This is a genomic window from Brachybacterium sp. B718/18, from assembly GCF_055454375.1.
Window position 1 is genome coordinate 554905 of the sequence record NZ_JBVDDO010000001.1, and the last position, 17824, is coordinate 572728.

Below are 17824 nucleotides of genomic sequence, written 5' to 3' on the forward strand. Positions count from 1 at the left end.
GGATCAGGAGAGGGGTCGGGACATGCGCGTGGACCTGCTGACGAAGGAGTACCCGCCGGAGATCTACGGAGGGGCCGGCGTGCACGTCGCCGAGCTCACCCGGGTGCTGCGGGAGCACGTGGAGGTACAGGTGCGGGCCTTCGGCGCGGAGCGCGACGAGAAGGACACCCACTCCTACACGACCCCCGCCGAGCTCGAGGGCGCCAACGCCGCCCTTTCGACCCTCGGCACCGATCTGCTGATCGCCGCGGACTGCGCGGGCGCGGACCTGGTCCACTCCCACACCTGGTACGCGAACTTCGCCGGCCACATGGCGTCCCTCCTGCACGGGATGCCGCACGTGCTCTCGGCGCACTCGCTCGAGCCGCTGCGTCCCTGGAAGGCCGAGCAGCTCGGCGGCGGCTACCGTGTCAGCTCCTTCGCCGAGCGCACCGCCTACGAGGGCGCCGCCGGGATCATCGCCGTCTCCGCCGGGATGCGCGAGGACATCCTGCGCGCCTACCCGGGCGTGGACCCGGCCAAGGTCCACGTGGTCCACAACGGCATCGACGTCGACGTCTGGCAGCCGAACCCGGAAACCTCCGCCCTGACCTCCCGCGGCATCGACCCGGAGGCACCGACGATCGTCTTCGTCGGCCGGATCACGCGCCAGAAGGGCCTGCCCTACTTCCTGCGCGCCGTGCGCGAACTGCCCGCCGAGTACCAGGTGGTGCTCTGCGCCGGCGCCCCGGACACCCCGGAGATCGCCGCCGAGGTGGACGGACTGGTCCGCGAGCTCGCCGCCGAGCGCGGCACGGTCCACCTGATCACCGAGATGCTGTCCCGGCACGAGCTGACCCAGATCCTCAGCCACGCGACCACCTTCGTGTGCCCCAGCATCTACGAGCCGCTCGGCATCGTGAACCTCGAGGCGATGGCCTGCGGGATCCCCGTCGTCGCCTCCGCCACCGGCGGCATCCCCGAGGTCGTGGTCGACGGCGAGACGGGCTACCTGGTGCAGCTCGAGCAGCTCACCGACGGCACCGGCACCCCGGTGGACCCGGACCGCTTCGTCGCGGACCTGCGCGACGCCCTGGTGCGCATGGTCTCGGACCCGGTGCGGGCGCAGGAGATGGGGGAGGCCTCGCGGCGCCGCGCGGCGGAGCACTTCTCCTGGGCCTCGATCGCCGAGCGCACCCTCGAGGTGTACCGCACGGTCCTCGCCCGGCACGGCTGATCCCGCTCGGCTGAGCCGGTGCTGTCGGCGGCGGCCGACGGGAAGGGCCGACGGGACCCGCCCCGTCGGGGGGCCCTGATGCTCAGCCGATGCCGTCGGTCTCCGCGGTGACGATCCGCTCGATGACCTCGACGAGCGCCGACCGGGCCGCGTCGTGCAGCTCGTCGAGGAGTCCGCGGCGGGCGAGGGCCTCGGCGAGGTGCTGCGTGTGCCCGTGGCCCTCCTCGATCTCGCTGCGGGTGAGCAGCAGGGTGCGGGCCGCGAGGACCAGCAGGTGGGCGGTCCCGGCCTCGAGATGCCGCGGCAGGCCCGTCGTGGTCCAGGTCGCGGGGACCCGGGCGAGCTCGACCGGCTCGTCGGGGACGAGATCGAGGTCGACGCTGCCCTCGGCGGTGCGTCGCAGGGCGTGCAGCAGCTCCTCGCGGGCGCTGCCGGAGCTCGCCGGCGGCGGCACCTGCGCGCCGAGCGGGGCGGGGAAGCGCATCCAGGTCACGGCGTGCATCGGACGGGCGCTCTCCGGCACGTCGGTCACGAGCGGCACGAGGGTGTGGTCGGCGATGCCCGCGGCGGTTACGACGATCGCCTGCTCCGCCTCGAGCGCCGCGGGAAGGGCCTGCGGCGGGCCGACCAGTCCGGCGATCCGTCCCGGGGCCGGGAGCACCAGGCGCAGCTGGGGGAGGGGGAGCCGACGCAGCGCGGTGAGCCAGTCGAAGAGGTCCTCGCCCTGGCCGCTGGGCCCTGAGCGGTCCGCGCCGATCGAGAGCTCCGTGACGTCGTCGGGTCCGACATCGCCGCGCAGGTAGGCGGAGGCCCACAGCATCAGCACGGCGGCGCGGGGGAGGGCGACGAGGTCGCGACCGCCCGGCTCGCTCACGAGGACTCCGGGGAGTGAGCCGGATCCGCCGGGTCGATGGTGCCCGCCCCGTCCTCGGAACCAGCCCCGTCGGCGGCGACGAACACGGCCTTGCGCTGCGTCGGGTCCACGGACTCCAGCCGCACCCGCACCACGGTGCCGGGCTCGGCGTCCATCGGCACCCACGCGGTGACCGGCGGGTCGAGCAGCTGGACCTCGACGCGGGTCGGAGCGCCGCTCTCGCCGTCCCGGCCCTCGCTCGCCTCGCGCCGCTCGATGACGGTCGCGTCGAAGGTCTCGCCCTCCCAGGCGGCGAGGGCGAGGGCCTCGACGAGCTCGCGGGCGCGCCGCTCGAGATTTCCCGCTCGCTGACCGGTCTCCTGCATCGGCCCGGGGATCTCCCCGAGGGCGGCGAGCAGCTCCGGGGCCGGGGCGTGGCCCTGGGCATGGGCGTGGCAGACCAGCAGCACGAAGCGGTCCACGAGCCGGCGCAGGGGAGCGGTAGTGTGCGCGTAGGGGGCGGCGATCGCGGCCTGCGCGGGGTCCTCGGGGATCTCCTCGGGACGGGTGAACGCCGCGTAGGAGGCGCCGCGGAACAGCGAGGTGGCCTGGTTCAGCAATGCCAGATGGGAGGGCTCGCGCCAGTCGAGGGTGCGCAGGAACTCGCCATAGGCCTGGTCGCTGCGCCAGGGCACGCCGAGCACCTCGCTCTGCCGCCGGAAGCGGTCCACGGCCCGCAGCTCGGCGGCGGGCATGGTGCGCAGGATCCCTGCCCCGTGCTCGAGCATGAGGGAGGCCGCGGCCATCCCCGTCATCAGGGAGATCTGGGCGTTGGCGTCCTCGATCGGGGCAGGCCGGCGCCAGGTGAGCCGCACCGTGTCGTCCTCGGCGATGACCTCCTGCTCGGGGACGTTGAGGCTGGCTCCGCCGCGCTCGGCCTCGAGCGCCGTGCGCAGGCCGCCGATCTCCTGCAGCAAGAGCATCGTGGGGTGGCCCTCGCCCGTCTCCAGCTCCTGCTGCACCTGGTCGTAGGCGAGCTTCGCGGTGGAGCGCACCAGCGCCCGCTCGAGGTCGACGCTCCGCACCTCACCGCGCGCGTTTAGGTCGAGCACCCACACGAAGGCGGGGCAGGTCTGGTCCGGCAGCAGCGAGGCGACACCCTCCGAGAGCACCTCGGGGTGGAGCGGGATCCGTCGGTCCGGCAGGTAGAGGGTCTCGCCGCGGCGGCGGGCCTCGTGATCGATCGGGCCGTCGAGGTCGACGAAGAACGGCACGTCGGCGATCGCGTAGAGCACCTGGAAGCCGTCGCCCTGCCGCTCGAGGTGCATCGCCTGGTCGAGGTCCGTGGACGAGGCGGGGTCGAGGGTGACGAAGGGGACGTCGGTGCGATCGACCCGCTCCTCGGCGGCGGGATCCCGGGCGGCGGCCGCCTCGGCCGCGGCGAGCACCTCGGCCGGGAAGACGAGCGGGACCTCCTCACCGTCCTGGGCAAGCAGGGCGTCGATCCCCTCGCGGATCACGTCGGCGGCGACCGATCCTCGCGGGGCGTGCACGGAGACGGGGCGATGCGGCACAGGACCTCCTGGGCGGCGGCTGGGGTGCGGTCAGTCTAGGGGCGCCGCGGCCGGTCGGTGCCGACCCCGACGCCCTGCTGACGATAGGCTCGGAGCATGTCCGTCGCAGCTGCCTCCTTCTCCGATGTCGTCGTCCGCCGGAGCGGTCGCAACATCCTCGATTCCGTGTCCCTCGAGATCCACGAGGGCGAGCGCTGGGCGGTCCTCGGCCCCAACGGCGCCGGCAAGTCGACCCTGGTGCGGCTGCTCTCCACGCGTCTGCACCCCACGAGCGGCACCGTCACCATCCTCGGCGAGCAGCTGGGGCGGGTGGACATCTTCGAGCTGCGCCCGCTGATCGGCCTCGCCAGCCAGGAGCTGGCCGACACCATCCCCGTCGAGGAGAAGGCGCTCGACGTGGTCGTGACGGCGGGCTACTCGATCGTGGGCCGCTGGCAGGAGTCCTACGACGAGATGGACACCGAGCGGGCGAGCACGCTGCTGGCCGCCTTCGGCGTCGGCCACCTCGCGGACCGCATGTTCGGCACCCTCTCCACCGGCGAGCGCAAGCGCGTTCTCGCCGCCCGGGCCCTGATGACCGACCCGGAGCTGCTGCTCCTCGACGAGCCCGCGGCCGGCCTCGACCTCGGCGGCCGCGAGGGCCTGGTGCGCTCCCTCGGGCGCCTCGCGAAGGACCCGGCGACCCCTGTGACCGTGCTGGTCACCCACCACGTCGAGGAGATCCCCCCGGGGTACACCCACGCGGCACTGGTGCGCGAGGGGAAGATCGTGGCGGTCGGCCCCATCGCCGAGACCCTCACCTCCCAGAACCTCACCCGCACCTTCGGGCTGCCGCTCGTGGTCGAGCAGCGCGGGGAGCGCTTCACCGCCCGCTCGCTGTCCCTGGACTGACCCGGTGACGGAGGACCGCAGCGAGCAGCTGCGACCGATCACCGATCTCGCCGACCCCGCCCTCGACGACTACCTGCGGATGACGGACGTCAAACTCCGCTCCCGCGTCGAGGTCGAGCGCGGCCTGTTCATGGCCGAGAGCTACGAGGTGATCTCCCGCGCGATGGACGCCGGGATGACGCCCCGCTCCTTCCTCATGAGCGAGAAGTGGCTCCAGAGGTTCGCACCGCTCTACGAGCGCTTCCCCGAGGTGCCCGTGTTCGTGGGGGAGGAGGCCCTGCTGGAGCGGCTCACCGGCTTCCACCTCCACCGCGGAGCGCTCGCGGCCATGCAGCGGCCCGAGCTGCCGGACGTCGCAGAGCTGCTGGCGCGCGCCCGCACCGTCGCCGTGCTCGAGGACATCGTCGACCACACGAACGTCGGCGCGATGTTCCGCTCCGCCGCCGCGCTCGGCGTGGACGCGGTGCTCGTGACCCCGCAGTGCGCCGACCCGCTCTACCGCCGCTCGATCCGCGTGTCCATGGGAACCGTCTTCCAGGTGCCGTGGGCCCGCCTGCCCGCCTGGCCCGGCGAGGGGATCGACGTGCTGCACGGGGCGGGCTTCGACGTGCTCGCCCTTGCGCTGACCGACGGAGCCCGCTCCCTCGACGAGGTCGATCTCGGGGCGGATCGGAAGGTCGCGCTGGTCCTCGGCGCAGAGGGCCACGGCCTGAAGCCCGCGACCCTGCGGGCCGTCGACGAGCACGTGGTGATCCCGATGGCCGGGGGAGTGGACTCCCTGAACGTCGCGGCGGCGAGCGCCGTGGTGTTCTGGCAGCGTCGGGCGATGCTGGGCCGCGCCTGAGTCGCCCGGGGGCACCTCCTCCTACGGTGCCGTCTCCGCGGAGGTCTCCTCGGACTCCGTGGACTCCTCGGGCTTCGCGGCCTTCGTCGTCACCGGGTTGAGCAGCTTCAGCCCCACGACGCTGCCGACGATGCCGGTCAGCATCAGGACCTTCAGCACGGTGACCGGTTCGGTGCCGGCGAGCATCGCCCACAGCACGGTGAAGGCGGCGCCGAGCCCGGCCCAGAGGGCGTAGGCGGTACTGATCGGCATCCGCTTCGCGACCCAGGCGAGGGAGACCATCCCCGGGATGACCGCGGCGATGAACACGAGCGAGGGGAGCAGCTTCGTGAAGCCGTCGCTCGCACCGAGCGCATTGGCCCAGACCGCCTCGAGGAAGGCGCTGGCCACGAGCACGATCCACACCATCACGCCACCGCCTTCAGGCCGACGATGGAGCCGATGAGGACAGCCAGCAGGAATCCCCGTGCGGCCCCGAGGGTCTCCTCGCCACGGAGGATCGGGTAGAGCGCGGTGAGCACCGCGCCGATGCCGACCCAGACCGCGTAGGCGGTGCCGACGGGGATCGTCTGCATGGCCAGGGACAGACCCACCATGCTCAGCACGAGCGCGACGGCGAACAGCACCGTCGGCCCCTTCTTCGTGAACCCCTCGCTCACGCCCAGGGCGCGCGCCCAGACGGCCTCCAGCATCCCGGAGGCGATCAGCACGATCCAGCTCATCGGTCCTTCACCCTCTCTCGTTCGTACGACTGTGCGACATCTCAAGAGTCGCACAGTTGTACGAGCTTCGGGAAGCTTCTGCCAGAGAGATCACCATCTCGCACGGCTGTGCGAGGATTCCCGCATGACGAGGAGACCCCGATGACCACGCGCGACGAGCTCGAGCACCGGCGGCGGGAGATCGCCGGCGCCGCCCTGAGGGTCCTCGCCCGGGACGGGCTGGGAGCCCTGTCGGTGCGCAACGTCGCCGCCGAGGCCGGGCTCGCCCCGAGCTCGCTCCGCTACGCGGTCCCCACCCAGGCGAGTCTGCGCGAGCAGGCAATGGAGCTGCTCCTCGAGCGGCTCCGGCAGCGGATAGGGGCCGCCGGGGAGCCGGCCGGGACACCCTGGGTGCGGACGGTGCTCCACGAGCTCCTGCCGCTGGATGCGACGCGCCGGGCCGAGATGGAGGTGACGCTCGAGCTCGGCACGGCGGCCATGACCGACGAGGCCCTGGTGCCCCTCCACCTCCAGCTCCACAAGGCGATCCGCGGAGTGTGCGCGGAAGCCCTGAGCGCCCTGTGCGGCGACGAGGACCCGGCCGTCAGGGCGGTCGAGACAGCCCGCCTCCACGCCCTGGTCGACGGGCTGGCCCTCCACGTGGTTCGGCGTCCGCCCGGGACCGGCGAGGACGAGGCGATCGCGGCGCTCGACCGGCACCTGGCATCCCTCGCCACCCGCTGAGCACCGCGCCGCGGACGCGGCGGCCAAGGGGGAACCGACAGGTCCTCCCTCCGGTCGTCGGGCCGACCTAGCCTGGCGGGATGAGCGAGACGCACTACGGTGCCCCCATGGACCATCGAATAGAGGTGAGCGACTTCCTGCGCACACGTCGCGATCGGATCACGCCCGAACAGGCGGGGATCCTCGGCGGCGGTAGGCGGCGCGTCCCCGGGCTGCGCCGCGAGGAGGTCGCCATGGCCGCCGGCATCAGCGTCGAGTACTACGCGCGGATCGAGCGCGGTGACCTGCGCGGCGTCTCCCCGGAAGTGCTCGAGGCGATCTCCCGCACCCTGCAGCTCGACGAGGCGGAGTCCGACCACCTGCACGACCTGGCGGAGGCCGCGGGCCCGCCGGCGCGCCGACGGGTCAGACCCGCCGAGACCGAGGTCCCGCCGAGCCTGCAGCGCTTCGTCGACGCGATCCCCGTGCCGGTGTGGATGCGGGACCGCCGCATGGACCTGATCGCCGCGAACCCCATCGGCCGCGCCCTGTACGCCCCGGTGATCAGCGACCCTGCCGCCCGGGGGAACACCGCGCGGTTCGTCTTCTTCAGCCCCGCATCCCGCACGTTCTTCCCCGACTGGGAGGAGAACGCCGCCGGCATCGTCGCCACCCTGCGCACCTATGCCGGCCAGAGCCCGCGGGACAAGCGCCTGACCGACCTGATCGGCGAGCTGGTCACACGCAGCGACGACTTCCGGGTGCGCTGGGCGGCGCACGACGTGCGCCACCATCGCACCGGCATCAAGCGCATCCGCCACCCCGAGGTGGGCGACCTCGAGCTCGGCTACGAGGCGATGGCCCTGCCCGCCCATCCCGACTGGTTCCTCTTCGGGTACACCGCCGCGCCGGACACCCCGAGCGCGGACCGGCTCCGCCTGCTGGGCAGCTTCGCGGAGACCTCACCCGCCCCGGCCTCCAACGGGAGCGCCGCGGCGGAGCGCGCCTGAGCGCCGGGGGCGGGACGCCTCGGGCCGGGTCCTGGAGCACCGGGCCGGCTCACCCGGCGGGCGCCGGCTCCGGTGGGCCCGCGAGCCGCTTCGCGAGCGGGATGAGGGCGAGGCCGGCGAGAGTGAGGACCGCGCAGATCACGAAGACTCCCCGCTGCCCGAGCAGCGGCAGCACCCCCGCGGCGATGATCGGCCCGGACAGCACCGCGCCCACGCGCCGCGCATTCATGAACAGACCCGTGGACACGCCCGCCCCGGGGATCATGTCCTGGAACAGGGCGAGGCCGATCCCCGAGATCGCGGCGAAGCCGAGGGCGTTGGGGATCTGGAGCACGAGCAGCAGCACCGGCTCGGTGACGACCACGAGGCCCGCGTAGTAGATCGCGGAGAGCACCGCGCCGGCGGCGACCAGCGTCAGGTGCGACACGCGATCGCCGAGCCGCCCGACCATCACCAGCGCCGGCACCTCGAGCGCCGCGGTCAGTCCGAGCGCCACGCCCGCCCACAGCACGGGCAGGCCCACCGTCTGGGTGATGTAGAGGGTCATGAAAGTCATCGCCGTCGCATTGGTGGCCTGGAACAGCACGAAGGCGCCGATGATCAGCAGCGTCGCGGCACGGCTGCCCGGCGGCAGGCCGTGCGGGGAGCGCGCCGGCGCGGCGACCTCACCGCTCTGCGTCCGATGGCGGCTGATCATCAGGGCGGTGGTGGCGATGTTCGCGACCGCGATCACGACGAGCGCGAGGAGGATGCCGCGCGGCCCGAGCCAGCCGATGATCGCGGTGGCGAGCGGCGGCCCGCCCATCCAGGCGGCGGAGATGATCGCGCGCGTGTTCACGATCGAGGAGGTGCTCTCGCCCGCGTCCCGCAGGTGCGCGAAGAGCATCGTCGTGCCGAGACCCGCCGGTCCGCCGAGCACCACCAGGGCGAGGGTCGCCCACGGCAGGGTGGTGGCCACGGCGAGGGCTGCGGCGAGCGCGATGGTCAGCCCCGCGGCGGCCATGAGCAGCGGCAGGTAGGCGCGGCGCCGGTCAGCCCAGGCTGGCAGCACGAGCGCAGCGAGGAAGCCGCCCGCGTTGTAGATCGCGAGGGTCCAGCCGATGTCCGCCGTGGAGGCGTCGTAGAGCGTCGCCAGGATCAGGGCGAGCGCGGGGCTCAGCAGCGAGGAGTGCAGTCCCCACAGCAGGGCCGAGGCGGGCACGAGCAGGCGGGGAGCGGGGGAGTGCCGGTGGGCGGCGGCGGTCATGGGGTCCTTCGACGGTCGGGAGGGGTCTCGGGGCACCTTAGAAGAGTTCGACCCGGCTCGGGAGGACCTGGCAGGGCACCCCTTCCTCCGGCCGTCAGGCGGGCTGTCGGTCCCGCCGCCGACGCCCGAGCAGGCTGATCGTGTTGGGCAGGCGGCCGTCCCAGGCGGCGGGTTCCTCCCCGTCCGGCTGCCAGAACGGCTCGGGGTGCTCGGCCAGGTGCAGCAGCTCGAAGCCCGCGCCCTGCACGGTCATCACCAGCTCGGCGAGGGTGCGCTGATGCTCGGTCGCGCCGCGCGCCGGGAAAGTGTCGTTGACGTGGCTCGGCGCGAAGTAGCCGCGGTCCGGTCGCACGCGGGCCTCGTCGACGTCCCAGGCCCACAGCGGCACGAGCGGATGCGCCTCGAGCACGAACAGGTGCCCGCCCGGTCTCAGCAGGCGGTGCATCTCCCGCGCCCAGGCGTCGAGGTCCGCCATCCAGATCAGCGCGCCCTTGCCGGTGTAGACGAGGTCGGCGATCCCGTCCTCGAGTCCGGTCTCCGGCAGCTCGACGACCTCGTAGCGGTAGCCGGCACCGAGCTCGTCGGCCCGGCGCTGCGCCGCCGCGACCGCCGTCGGGCTGTAGTCCAGGCCGTGCACCGAGGCGGCGCCGAGTCGCAGCAGGGCGTGGTCGTCGAGGCCATGACCGCTCTGCGGGTGGAGGACCGCGGAGCCGGGGAGCAACGGGCCGAGCATCTCCTCCTCGACCGGCAGCAGGCGCCAGGTGCGGGCCTGCTCGAGATGCTCGGCGTACTCCCGCACATGCTTCTGGGAGGCGTCCTCCCAGGCGGCGCGGGTGTGCTCGTGGGTGCTCATCGCCCGAGACTGGCACCGCCCGCCGCGCTCGTCCAGCGGATTGCACCGCCCTGGTACCGTTCCCGCCAGCGTCGCGTGCCGGTGGCAGACCGTGTCAGGCATGGAGGCGCCGAACCGAGGGAGACCGACGATGACTTCGTCGCCCCCCGTGGTCCGCGCGTGACTGAGCGCGAGACGACCCGCCTCATCGCCTGGAGCCACGAGATACGGCGCGCGCCTGCGCGAAGCCCTGCGCATCACCCGCGAGGCCGTGGATCGGGGGGATCCCGCCGAGGATCCCGCCCGGGAGCTGCTGCTGTTCTGCCACGGGTTCTGCAGCGCGCTGGATGCCCACCACCCCGGCGAGGACCGCACCCTGTTCCCGGCGATCGCGGCCGCCCATCCCGATCTCGCGCCGGTGCTGCGCGCGCTCGAGCAGGACCACTCGATGATCGGCCACCTGCTCGGCGGTCTGCAGGCGGCGGTGGCCTCGCGCTCCTCCCCGGCGGTGCTCGCGGGCCATCTCGAGGGCATCGCCGCGATCATGGAGAGCCACGTCCGCTACGAGGAGCGGCAGCTGCTCACCGTGCTCGAGGGCCTCGACCTCGACGCGGACCCGGGGGAGGCGCTGGGGACGCTGTGAGTAGCGTCGGGGCCGCTCACAGCGGCTCCGACGCCGCTCCTCGGGCTCCGCTCACGAGAGCGTGCAGGAGATCCGCCGTGGTCGGTGCGGACAGCGTCGGCTCCCACGGGTGGGGCCACGACCGCCCGTGGGTGACCCAGCCGGTCGAGAACCCCGCAGCGCGGCCTCCCTCGATGTCCGCCGTCGGATGATCGCCGATCATCCAGGTCTCGCCGCTCTGATCCATCCCGTCGACGGCGAGGGCGAAGATCCGCGGATCCGGCTTCGCCAGCCCGGCCGCCTCCGAGATCACCACCCGGTCCAGCAGGCGACCGAGACCCGTGCGCTCGAGCTTCGCCGTCTGCTGCACGACCGTGCCGTTGGTGACCAGCACCAGCTGCGCACCGATCCTGCGCAGCGCCTGCAGCGCCAGGATGATCCCCGGATAGGCGGAGATGCCCTCCACGACACCGAGGCGCAGATGCTCCTGGAGCTCCTCCGCCGTCACCTCCGGGCGTAGCCGCCGGCGGATCTCCGCCGCGAGCTCGGCGCGCGGTCGGTACCCGCCCCGATCGGCCTCCACGAGCCAGTCGAGGTCACCCGGACCGGCACCGACCCCGTCGAGGAAGGACCGCGCCCAGTCCTCGAAGGCCCGCTGCCGGTCCACCAGGGTTCCGTCCAGGTCCAGGAGGACCAGCGGCGGCCGCCTCACAGCGTGATCTGGATCTTCACGTCCGTCGGGCGGCCCTCGAGGAAGCGCTCGAAGGCGGCGACCGAGTCCTCGAAGGCGAAGGTCTCGCTGACGAAGCGGGAGATCCCTCGGGCTTGGCCTTCGATGCGCTTGAGGCGGTTGAGGTAGCGGGGTTTGTCTTGGATGTAGCCGTGAGGCCCGCTGTGGCAGGCCTGGTCTTCTGTGGTTTCCGGGACAGTGGACACGATCGATTCCGTTCGATGAGAGAGGGTCAGCTGCGAGTTCGTACGGCGGCGACTGTCGCCTCGGGACGCAGGTCGAGGCGTCGCAGGAGCTGCGCGTTCAGGGCGACGACGACGGTGGACAGGGACATGAGGATCGCTCCGACGGACATCGGCAGCACAACTCCGATGGGAGCGAGAATCCCCGCTGCCAGCGGCACGGACAGCAGGTTGTAGCCGGCGGCCCACCAGAGGTTCTGCTTCATCTTCCGGTAGGCGGCGCGGGAAAGCTCGATGACCGAGAGTACCGAGCGCGGATCGGAGCTGGCGAGCACTACGCCTGCGGAGGCGATCGCGACGTCGGTGCCGGCACCGATCGCGATGCCGACATCTGCTTGGGCAAGAGCGGGGGCGTCGTTGACGCCGTCGCCGACCATCGCGACCTTCTTGCCCTCCTTCTGGAGCTTGGCGACCTTGGAGGACTTGTCCTCGGGGCGCACGCCAGCGAAGACGCGGTCGATGCCGAGCTCGCGACCGACACTGTTCGCGACGGCCTCGGCGTCGCCGGTGATCATGACGACTTCGACCCCGAGGCCGTGCAGCGCGTCGATCGCCTCACGCGACTCGGGACGCACCTCGTCGGTGAGCTTGAGGCCGCCGATCACCTCCCCGTCACGCAGGACGTGCAAGATGATCGCGCCCTCCTCACGCCAAGCCTCGGCCTCCTCGATCTCGCCCACGCCGGTCTCCTCGAGCAGGCGGGGACCGCCGACGCGAATCTCGTGCCCGCCCACCCGGGCGCTCACGCCGAGGGCGGGGGTGGAGCTGATGTCGGAGCCCGTAGGGATCTGGATTCCGTCGGCCTGGGCCTTGGCGACGATCGCGCGGGCGAGGGGGTGCTCGCTCTCCGCCTCGGCGGCGGCCGCCAGGGCCAGCACCTCGGCCGCCTGCGCATGGCGATGGATGATCTCGACAAGGGCGGGCTCGCCCTTGGTGAGGGTGCCAGTCTTGTCGAACAGAATGGCGTCGACGGTGCGCATCGCTTCCAGTGCCAGGCGGTCCTTCACCAGGACGCCGCCGCGGGCAGCTCGCTCGGTGGCGATCGAGACGACCAGCGGGATCGCCAGTCCCAGCGCGTGGGGGCAGGCGATGACCAGCACGGTTACCGTGCGGACCACGGCGTCATCGGGCATGCCGAGCAGCGACCAGGTGATCGCGGTGATCACGGCGGCGCCGAGAGCGAACCAGAACAGCCACGCTGCTGCAGTGTCGGCGATGCGCTGAGCTCGGGAGGAGGAGTTCTGCGCTTCGGTCACCAAGCGCTGGATACCGGCCAGGGCAGTGTCATCGCCGGTCGCGGTGACCTCGATGCGAAGGCTGGAGTCGGTGGCGACGGTGCCTGCCACGACGGGGTCTCCGGTGGAGCGTGTGACCGGACGGGATTCGCCGGTGACCATGGACTCGTCCACATCGGCGCGTCCCTCGCGGATCGTGCCGTCCGCGGGAACGCTCGCCCCCGGGCGCACCAGGACCAGGTCACCGTGCCGCAGCTCGCTCGGCGAGACGCTCACGAGCTCGTCGCCCTCGATGCGCTCCGCCTCATCGGGGAGCAGCGCGGCCAGGGAGTCCAGTGCGGAGGTCGTCTGCGCGAGGGAGCGCATCTCGACCCAGTGCCCCAGCAGCATGATCACGATCAGCAGGGCCAGCTCCCACCAGAACTCCAGCTGATGATCCAGGAGCCCGAGGGTGGCTCCCCAGGAGGCGATGAACGCGACCGTGATCGCGAGGCCGATGAGGAGCATCATTCCCGGCTGGCGGGAACGGATCTCGGAGACAGCGCCGGTGAGGAACGGGCGGCCACCCCAGACATACATGACGGTGCCGAGGATCGGGGCGATCCACAGGGCGCCGGGGAAGTCGGGAACGCTGTATCCGAGGAGCATCGCGAACATCGGGGAGAAGACGACGACGGGCACCGCGATGAGCAGGTTGAGCCAGAACAGCTGCCGGAACTGCGCGACGTGGTCCCCATGACCGGCGTGCCCTGCGTGACCACCATGTCCCGAGTGGTTCTCGTGTCCGGAGTGGCCCTCATGGCCGCTGTGCGATCCATGGTCGTGGTGTGCGCCGGGGGCGTCCTGCTCGGCGATGGCGGTGGGGCTGTCGTGGGGTGCTGGGGAATGGTGGGCGTGCTGCGTGCCGGGTTCCCCGTGGTCGTGATGGTGGGTGTGGTTGCCAGCGTTCATACCCCCGAACATATACCCCTAGGGGGTATGTGTCGAGGGTGTGGATTCAGCTGTCGGAGTTGATGCGAGAGAGGTGTGGAGGCGCGGCAGGCGGTTCATCACTTTGGCGCTGGCGTCTAGGCCGCTGACGCCGACGAGTTGTCCAGCTCGCTCATGGATGAGGACCAGAGGATCTGTGGACGTGGTCTGCGCAGTCCCGGAGCGGCCGGTGTGTCCCGCGGCGAGGTAGAGATGCTGGTGGATCTGTGCGCTGTAGAGGGGCGCGTGGGCCCCGCTGGCTCATAGGTCCCCGACGTCCGCCTCCTTCGGCGTCGGGGACGAGAGCGTTCGGGGACGTCAGGAGGCGTAGTCGATGCCGGTCATCATGCCGACTTCCTGGTGGTAGGCGTTGTGGCAGTGGGCTGCCCATCGGCCGGGGTTGTCCGCGTCGACGTCGAGAGCGAACGATTCCATCGGTGCCAGCATCACCGTGTCCTTACGCAGTCCCGACGGCAGGGCGAAAGTGTGGCCGTGGATGTGGAGGGGGTGGCTCATCATCGTCTGGTTGGTCGCGATGATCCGCACCCGCTGCCCTTCACGGATACTCAGCGGAGTGTTCTGTCCGTAGGGTGCTCCGTTGATGGCCCACTGGTAGGGCTGCATCGAGCCCTGGAGCGCGAGTTCGAGCTCAGTGTCGACGGCGCGGTCCTCGAGTCGCGCGGCCTCGGCCGGTTCCAGGGTGGATCCGATGAGGATCTCCCCGTCGAGCTCTGGGACCTGGATATCCGGAGCGGGCACTTCCCCGGCACCGGACTTCAGTACGGCGAGTCCCTGGCCGCCGCTGGCCTTCCCGACGGGGCGCGCTACGAGAGGGAACATGCCGTCCTTCACGGTGACGATGACGTCGTAGCGTTCGCCCATGCCGAGGTAGACCGCTTTGGCGGTGACCGGTTGGACGGGGAATCCGTCCGAGTGGGTGATGGAGAGATCGTGGTCTCCGAGCGCGAGGGCGAAGATGGTGTCGGCGGAGGCGTTGATCAGGCGAAGGCGCACTCGCTGGCCGGGCTTCGCCTCGAAGATCTCCGGCGCTTCCGGAACCCGGCCGTTGACGAGGAAGTGTGGGTAGGCCACATCGCCGGCGTCGCCCCAGGGCTCATCGCCCATCGGCATCTCCCCATGATCCATACCGCCGGACCTACCTTCGCCCATGGGCATGTCGCCGTGGCCCATGCCCCCGCCGTCCGAGGCTCCGGCGCCGGTCAGCGCGGCCAGGACGTCGTCGGGAGTCTGTCCGGTGCCATCGATCCAGTCATCGAGAGTCACGATCCACTCGGCGTCGTAGTCACCGGGTTCTTCGGGGTCATCGATGATCAGGGGGGCGTAGAGCCCGCGGTCGAGCTGCAGGCCGACGTGGGAGTGGAAGAAGTAGGTGCCGGGATCGGGGGCGACGAACTCGTAGGTGAACGAGGTGTCCGGTTCGACTGGGTCCTGGGTCATTCCGGGTACGCCGTCGGCAGCGTTGTGCAGTCGAATTCCGTGCCAGTGGATGGTGGAGGTCTCGGGCAGGCGGTTCTCGAGCGTGATGCGCAGCAGGTCACCGGCCGTGGCTCGGATCAGCGGCCCGGGGAGATTTTCGCCGTAAGCCCAGGTCGAGACCGTCTTCCCTCCGAGATCCACCGTTGTCGGTGCCGCGGTGAGGGTCTGGGCGACGACGTTCTGACCGGTTTCCGGCGTCAGGGCAGGAGGAGGCGGGAATGCTCCTGTGTCGGGCGGGGTGGTGCGATTGCCGCATGCGGCGAGCGTCAGCGTTGCGGCTCCGAGACCTCCGGTGAACACGGTGCGGCGGGAAATTCTCTTCACAGGTGCAGTCCTTCTATGTGGAGGTTCGGGGTCGGTCCGGGAACGCGTCCAGGACAATTTGTCGGCGCTGTTCGAACTCGTCGGCCGTGATCTCTCCTCGAGCGAGGCGCAGTGAGAGTTCTCCGATCGCCTCGTTCTCGTCCCGAGCCCGTCGGGGACGTCCCGGCAGCACGGCGCGCGCCAGCAGCAGTGCGGAGGCCCAGAGGAGAATGAGGAGGATGGCGACCATCACCCACATCAGCCACTGCAACTCGTCAGTCGGCATCATCTGAGGTCTCCTTGGTGGGTCGAGTTCGTACGCGACACGGTCCCCACCAGGATCTCCGCGGCGAACGAAGGTCTCGTCGAGAGTTCCTCAAGATCTGGTCCAGATCCCCTTTGAAAACCGGGGCGGACCCCCGGCGTCCAGGATCGGAGACCACACTGGTGCTCATGAGGAGTGAAGTGGATCGGGCGGCCGCGATGGTTCTCGTCGTCGAGGATGAAGCGGCGCTGTCGGATGTGGTCCAGGCCTATCTCGTGAAGGCCGGTTACGGGACTGCGAGCGCGCGGAGCGGACCGGAAGCGGTGGAGATGGCCCGCACCTTGTCGCCGGACGTGATCGTGCTCGACCTCGGCCTTCCGGGTCTTGACGGACTGGAGGTGATGCGGAGGATCCGAGAGTTCTCCGACTGCTACGTGCTGATCACGACGGCACGATCCGAGGAGGTGGATCGGCTGGTGGGCCTGTCGGTGGGGGCCGATGATTACCTCACCAAGCCGTTCAGCGTGCGTGAGCTCGTGGCCCGCGTTCAGGCCGTGCTGCGCCGGCCGCGCGGCGAATCCGGGGGTGCGTCCATGAGCGCTGTCCGCACGTTTGGCGAGCTCGAGATCGACACGACTGCGCAGGAAGTACGGCTCGCCGGCCGCACACTTCCGCTGACTCCCACCGAGCGCGGCCTGCTAGTGACCCTGGCTCACAGCCCGGGCCAGGCGTTCAGTCGCCGCCAGCTGATGGAGGCGGTCTGGGGTGACAGCTGGGTCGGGGATGACCATCTCGTCGATGTGCACATCGCCAACCTCCGACGAAAGCTTGAGGAGACGGCCGAGACGGCACGGTTCGTCACCACGGTGCGGGGTATCGGCTACCGCATGGGAAAGGGATGAGATCGTGACCCCTTCACGTTCAGCCGTTCGACCGGTTCGCTCAGGCACCAGCTTGGCCTCCCGCCTGATGATCGGACAGCTCATCGTGCTGCTTGCCGGGGCGCTCACGATCGCGGTCCTGACGGTGCTCATCGGGCCTGCGGTCTTCCACTACCACCTACTCCAGACCGACCTCCCCGTGGGCAGTTCCGAGCTCTTCCACATCGAGCGCGCCTACCGTGACGCGCTCGCACTCGCCCTCGGGGTCGGATTGGTGGTCTCGCTTCTGGCCGCGGGTGTCGTCACCTGGAGCCTGGCGCGACGACTCCGCCAGACGCTTCACGGCCTTACCTCGGCCGTCGATGAGTTGTCCCGTGGCCACTACGCCAACCGCGTGCCGTCCGTCGGGGCCGGGGCGGAGCTGGATTCTCTGGCCGCCACGCTCAACGACATGGCGGCACGTCTGGATACGGTCGAGGAGACTCGACGCCAACTGCTCTCCGACCTCGCCCACGAGCTGCGCACCCCGATCGCCACCCTTTCTGCGCACCACGAGGCGATGGCGGACGGTGTCATCAGGCCCGAGATCGCCATGCCCATTCTCGCCGGGCAGACCGTTCGACTGTCCCGACTGGCCGACGACATCAGCGAGGTGTCCCGGGCCGAGGAAGGTCAGCTTCCGGTGGAGCTGCGACCCATCACGGTTGATGGCCTGCTGGCATCAACCCTGCAGGAATGGGGGGAGAGGTTCGAGACGGCCGGAGTGGCATTGCGACAAGACATCGACCTCCACCAACCTGCGACGATCCACGCGGATCCCGACCGCCTCGCCCAGGTGCTCGGGAACCTGCTGAGCAATGCTCTTCGGCACACCTCTCCCGGAGGCACCGTCACCGTCTCGGCAGCCGTCCACAGCGGCACCGTGGAGATCGCGGTGACCGATGACGGCGAGGGGTTCATCGCGGAGGACCGGTCCCGCCTGTTCGAACGGTTCTTCCGCGCCGACAGCTCCCGCGCCCGAGAGAGTTCCGGGTCAGGCATCGGCCTGACCATCAGCCGAGCCCTGGTCGATGCGCATGGCGGGACCATGACCGCCGCCAGCGACGGGCCCGGACAGGGTGCAACATTCACCATCAGACTTCCTCGAGCGAGCTCAGACCGCTGACGTCGTCGTCGCGCCCGGTCGGTTA

General features: G+C 71.0%; 19 protein-coding genes. 8 read left to right on the plus strand and 11 right to left on the minus strand.

Annotation, left to right across the window (positions count from 1 at the left end; translation table 11 throughout):
- Positions 1–22: 22 nt before the first annotated feature.
- Positions 23–1216, plus strand: a complete 1194-nt coding sequence (gene glgA / locus ACZCAH_RS02710) for a glycogen synthase (protein ID WP_464339597.1) — start codon at positions 23–25, stop codon at positions 1214–1216.
- 82 nt (positions 1217–1298) lie between these two features.
- Here glgA and ACZCAH_RS02715 read toward each other — a convergent pair whose 3' ends face one another.
- Positions 1299–2090, minus strand: a complete 792-nt coding sequence (locus ACZCAH_RS02715) for a hypothetical protein (RefSeq protein ID WP_464339598.1) — start codon at positions 2088–2090, stop codon at positions 1299–1301.
- Positions 2087–3643: an RNB domain-containing ribonuclease gene (locus ACZCAH_RS02720; protein ID WP_464339599.1), complete on the minus strand. Its 1557-nt coding sequence runs from the start codon at positions 3641–3643 to the stop codon at positions 2087–2089. The genes ACZCAH_RS02715 and ACZCAH_RS02720 overlap by 4 nt, the downstream gene beginning before the upstream one ends.
- A gap of 96 nt (positions 3644–3739) precedes the next feature.
- On the opposite strand from ACZCAH_RS02720, the gene ACZCAH_RS02725 reads away from it, so the two are divergent.
- Positions 3740–4534, plus strand: a complete 795-nt coding sequence (locus tag ACZCAH_RS02725) for an ABC transporter ATP-binding protein (RefSeq protein WP_464339600.1) — start codon at positions 3740–3742, stop codon at positions 4532–4534.
- Between the two features lie 79 nt (positions 4535–4613).
- Positions 4614–5378 (plus strand): TrmH family RNA methyltransferase, encoded by a 765-nt coding sequence (locus ACZCAH_RS02730; protein ID WP_464339803.1) that lies wholly within the window; start codon positions 4614–4616, stop codon positions 5376–5378.
- Positions 5379–5399: 21 nt separating this feature from the next.
- Here the strand turns inward: ACZCAH_RS02730 and ACZCAH_RS02735 are convergent, their stop codons facing one another.
- Positions 5400–5786 carry a DMT family transporter gene (locus ACZCAH_RS02735; protein ID WP_464339601.1) on the minus strand — a complete coding sequence of 129 codons (387 nt, stop codon included), beginning with the start codon at positions 5784–5786 and terminating at the stop codon, positions 5400–5402.
- The gene (locus ACZCAH_RS02740; RefSeq protein WP_464339602.1) at positions 5786–6100 is read right to left on the minus strand and encodes a DMT family transporter; all 315 of its coding nucleotides are present in this window, start codon (positions 6098–6100) and stop codon (positions 5786–5788) included. Before ACZCAH_RS02740 ends, ACZCAH_RS02735 begins: the two co-directional genes overlap by 1 nt.
- Positions 6101–6241: 141 nt before the next feature.
- Here ACZCAH_RS02740 and ACZCAH_RS02745 point away from each other — a divergent pair, with 141 nt between their 5' ends.
- Positions 6242–6823 carry a TetR/AcrR family transcriptional regulator gene (locus ACZCAH_RS02745; RefSeq protein ID WP_464339603.1) on the plus strand — a complete coding sequence of 194 codons (582 nt, stop codon included), beginning with the start codon at positions 6242–6244 and terminating at the stop codon, positions 6821–6823.
- Positions 6824–6930: 107 nt separating this feature from the next.
- Positions 6931–7812 (plus strand): helix-turn-helix domain-containing protein, encoded by an 882-nt coding sequence (locus ACZCAH_RS02750; protein WP_464339804.1) that lies wholly within the window; start codon positions 6931–6933, stop codon positions 7810–7812.
- Positions 7813–7861: 49 nt separating this feature from the next.
- Here the strand turns inward: ACZCAH_RS02750 and ACZCAH_RS02755 are convergent, their stop codons facing one another.
- Together ACZCAH_RS02755 and ACZCAH_RS02760 are read right to left on the minus strand one after the other, a co-directional pair.
- Positions 7862–9058, minus strand: coding sequence for an MFS transporter (locus ACZCAH_RS02755; RefSeq protein ID WP_464339604.1), 1197 nt, complete (start codon positions 9056–9058; stop codon positions 7862–7864).
- Positions 9059–9152: 94 nt separating this feature from the next.
- Entirely contained in the window at positions 9153–9911 is a 759-nt protein-coding gene (locus ACZCAH_RS02760) for a class I SAM-dependent methyltransferase (RefSeq protein WP_464339605.1), read from the minus strand.
- 250 nt (positions 9912–10161) lie between these two features.
- Here ACZCAH_RS02760 and ACZCAH_RS02765 point away from each other — a divergent pair, with 250 nt between their 5' ends.
- Positions 10162–10533: a hemerythrin domain-containing protein gene (locus tag ACZCAH_RS02765; RefSeq protein ID WP_464339606.1), complete on the plus strand. Its 372-nt coding sequence runs from the start codon at positions 10162–10164 to the stop codon at positions 10531–10533.
- Between the two features lie 16 nt (positions 10534–10549).
- Here ACZCAH_RS02765 and ACZCAH_RS02770 read toward each other — a convergent pair whose 3' ends face one another.
- The 5 genes from ACZCAH_RS02770 to ACZCAH_RS02790 all read right to left on the minus strand — a co-directional run bounded on the left by ACZCAH_RS02770 (position 10550) and on the right by ACZCAH_RS02790 (position 15777).
- Positions 10550–11224: an HAD family hydrolase gene (locus ACZCAH_RS02770; protein WP_464339607.1), complete on the minus strand. Its 675-nt coding sequence runs from the start codon at positions 11222–11224 to the stop codon at positions 10550–10552.
- Positions 11221–11448: a metal-sensing transcriptional repressor gene (locus tag ACZCAH_RS02775; RefSeq protein WP_464339608.1), complete on the minus strand. Its 228-nt coding sequence runs from the start codon at positions 11446–11448 to the stop codon at positions 11221–11223. Before ACZCAH_RS02775 ends, ACZCAH_RS02770 begins: the two co-directional genes overlap by 4 nt.
- A gap of 26 nt (positions 11449–11474) precedes the next feature.
- Positions 11475–13670: a heavy metal translocating P-type ATPase gene (locus ACZCAH_RS02780; protein WP_464339609.1), complete on the minus strand. Its 2196-nt coding sequence runs from the start codon at positions 13668–13670 to the stop codon at positions 11475–11477.
- Positions 13671–14006: 336 nt separating this feature from the next.
- Positions 14007–15509 carry a multicopper oxidase family protein gene (locus ACZCAH_RS02785; protein ID WP_464339805.1) on the minus strand — a complete coding sequence of 501 codons (1503 nt, stop codon included), beginning with the start codon at positions 15507–15509 and terminating at the stop codon, positions 14007–14009.
- 13 nt (positions 15510–15522) lie between these two features.
- Entirely contained in the window at positions 15523–15777 is a 255-nt protein-coding gene (locus ACZCAH_RS02790) for an SHOCT domain-containing protein (protein ID WP_464339610.1), read from the minus strand.
- Between the two features lie 164 nt (positions 15778–15941).
- Here ACZCAH_RS02790 and ACZCAH_RS02795 point away from each other — a divergent pair, with 164 nt between their 5' ends.
- Positions 15942–16655, plus strand: coding sequence for a response regulator transcription factor (locus ACZCAH_RS02795; RefSeq protein ID WP_464339611.1), 714 nt, complete (start codon positions 15942–15944; stop codon positions 16653–16655).
- Positions 16656–16722: 67 nt separating this feature from the next.
- Positions 16723–17799 (plus strand): sensor histidine kinase, encoded by a 1077-nt coding sequence (locus ACZCAH_RS02800; RefSeq protein ID WP_464339612.1) that lies wholly within the window; start codon positions 16723–16725, stop codon positions 17797–17799.
- The last annotated feature ends 25 nt before the right edge of the window (positions 17800–17824 follow it).

What these genes read in the sequence shown, in the direction of transcription:
- glgA (WP_464339597.1), top strand. Translation starts at nt 23, where the DNA reads ATGCGCGTGGACCTGCTGACGAAGGAGTACCCGCCGGAGATCTACGGA.
- ACZCAH_RS02725 (WP_464339600.1), top strand. Translation starts at nt 3,740, where the DNA reads ATGTCCGTCGCAGCTGCCTCCTTCTCCGATGTCGTCGTCCGCCGGAGC.
- ACZCAH_RS02730 (WP_464339803.1), top strand. Translation starts at nt 4,614, where the DNA reads ATGACGGACGTCAAACTCCGCTCCCGCGTCGAGGTCGAGCGCGGCCTG.
- ACZCAH_RS02735 (WP_464339601.1), bottom strand. Translation starts at nt 5,786, where the DNA reads ATGGTGTGGATCGTGCTCGTGGCCAGCGCCTTCCTCGAGGCGGTCTGG.
- ACZCAH_RS02740 (WP_464339602.1), bottom strand. Translation starts at nt 6,100, where the DNA reads ATGAGCTGGATCGTGCTGATCGCCTCCGGGATGCTGGAGGCCGTCTGG.
- ACZCAH_RS02745 (WP_464339603.1), top strand. Translation starts at nt 6,242, where the DNA reads ATGACCACGCGCGACGAGCTCGAGCACCGGCGGCGGGAGATCGCCGGC.
- ACZCAH_RS02750 (WP_464339804.1), top strand. Translation starts at nt 6,931, where the DNA reads ATGGACCATCGAATAGAGGTGAGCGACTTCCTGCGCACACGTCGCGAT.
- ACZCAH_RS02755 (WP_464339604.1), bottom strand. Translation starts at nt 9,058, where the DNA reads ATGACCGCCGCCGCCCACCGGCACTCCCCCGCTCCCCGCCTGCTCGTG.
- ACZCAH_RS02760 (WP_464339605.1), bottom strand. Translation starts at nt 9,911, where the DNA reads ATGAGCACCCACGAGCACACCCGCGCCGCCTGGGAGGACGCCTCCCAG.
- ACZCAH_RS02780 (WP_464339609.1), bottom strand. Translation starts at nt 13,670, where the DNA reads ATGAACGCTGGCAACCACACCCACCATCACGACCACGGGGAACCCGGC.
- ACZCAH_RS02790 (WP_464339610.1), bottom strand. Translation starts at nt 15,777, where the DNA reads ATGATGCCGACTGACGAGTTGCAGTGGCTGATGTGGGTGATGGTCGCC.
- ACZCAH_RS02795 (WP_464339611.1), top strand. Translation starts at nt 15,942, where the DNA reads ATGAGGAGTGAAGTGGATCGGGCGGCCGCGATGGTTCTCGTCGTCGAG.
- ACZCAH_RS02800 (WP_464339612.1), top strand. Translation starts at nt 16,723, where the DNA reads ATGATCGGACAGCTCATCGTGCTGCTTGCCGGGGCGCTCACGATCGCG.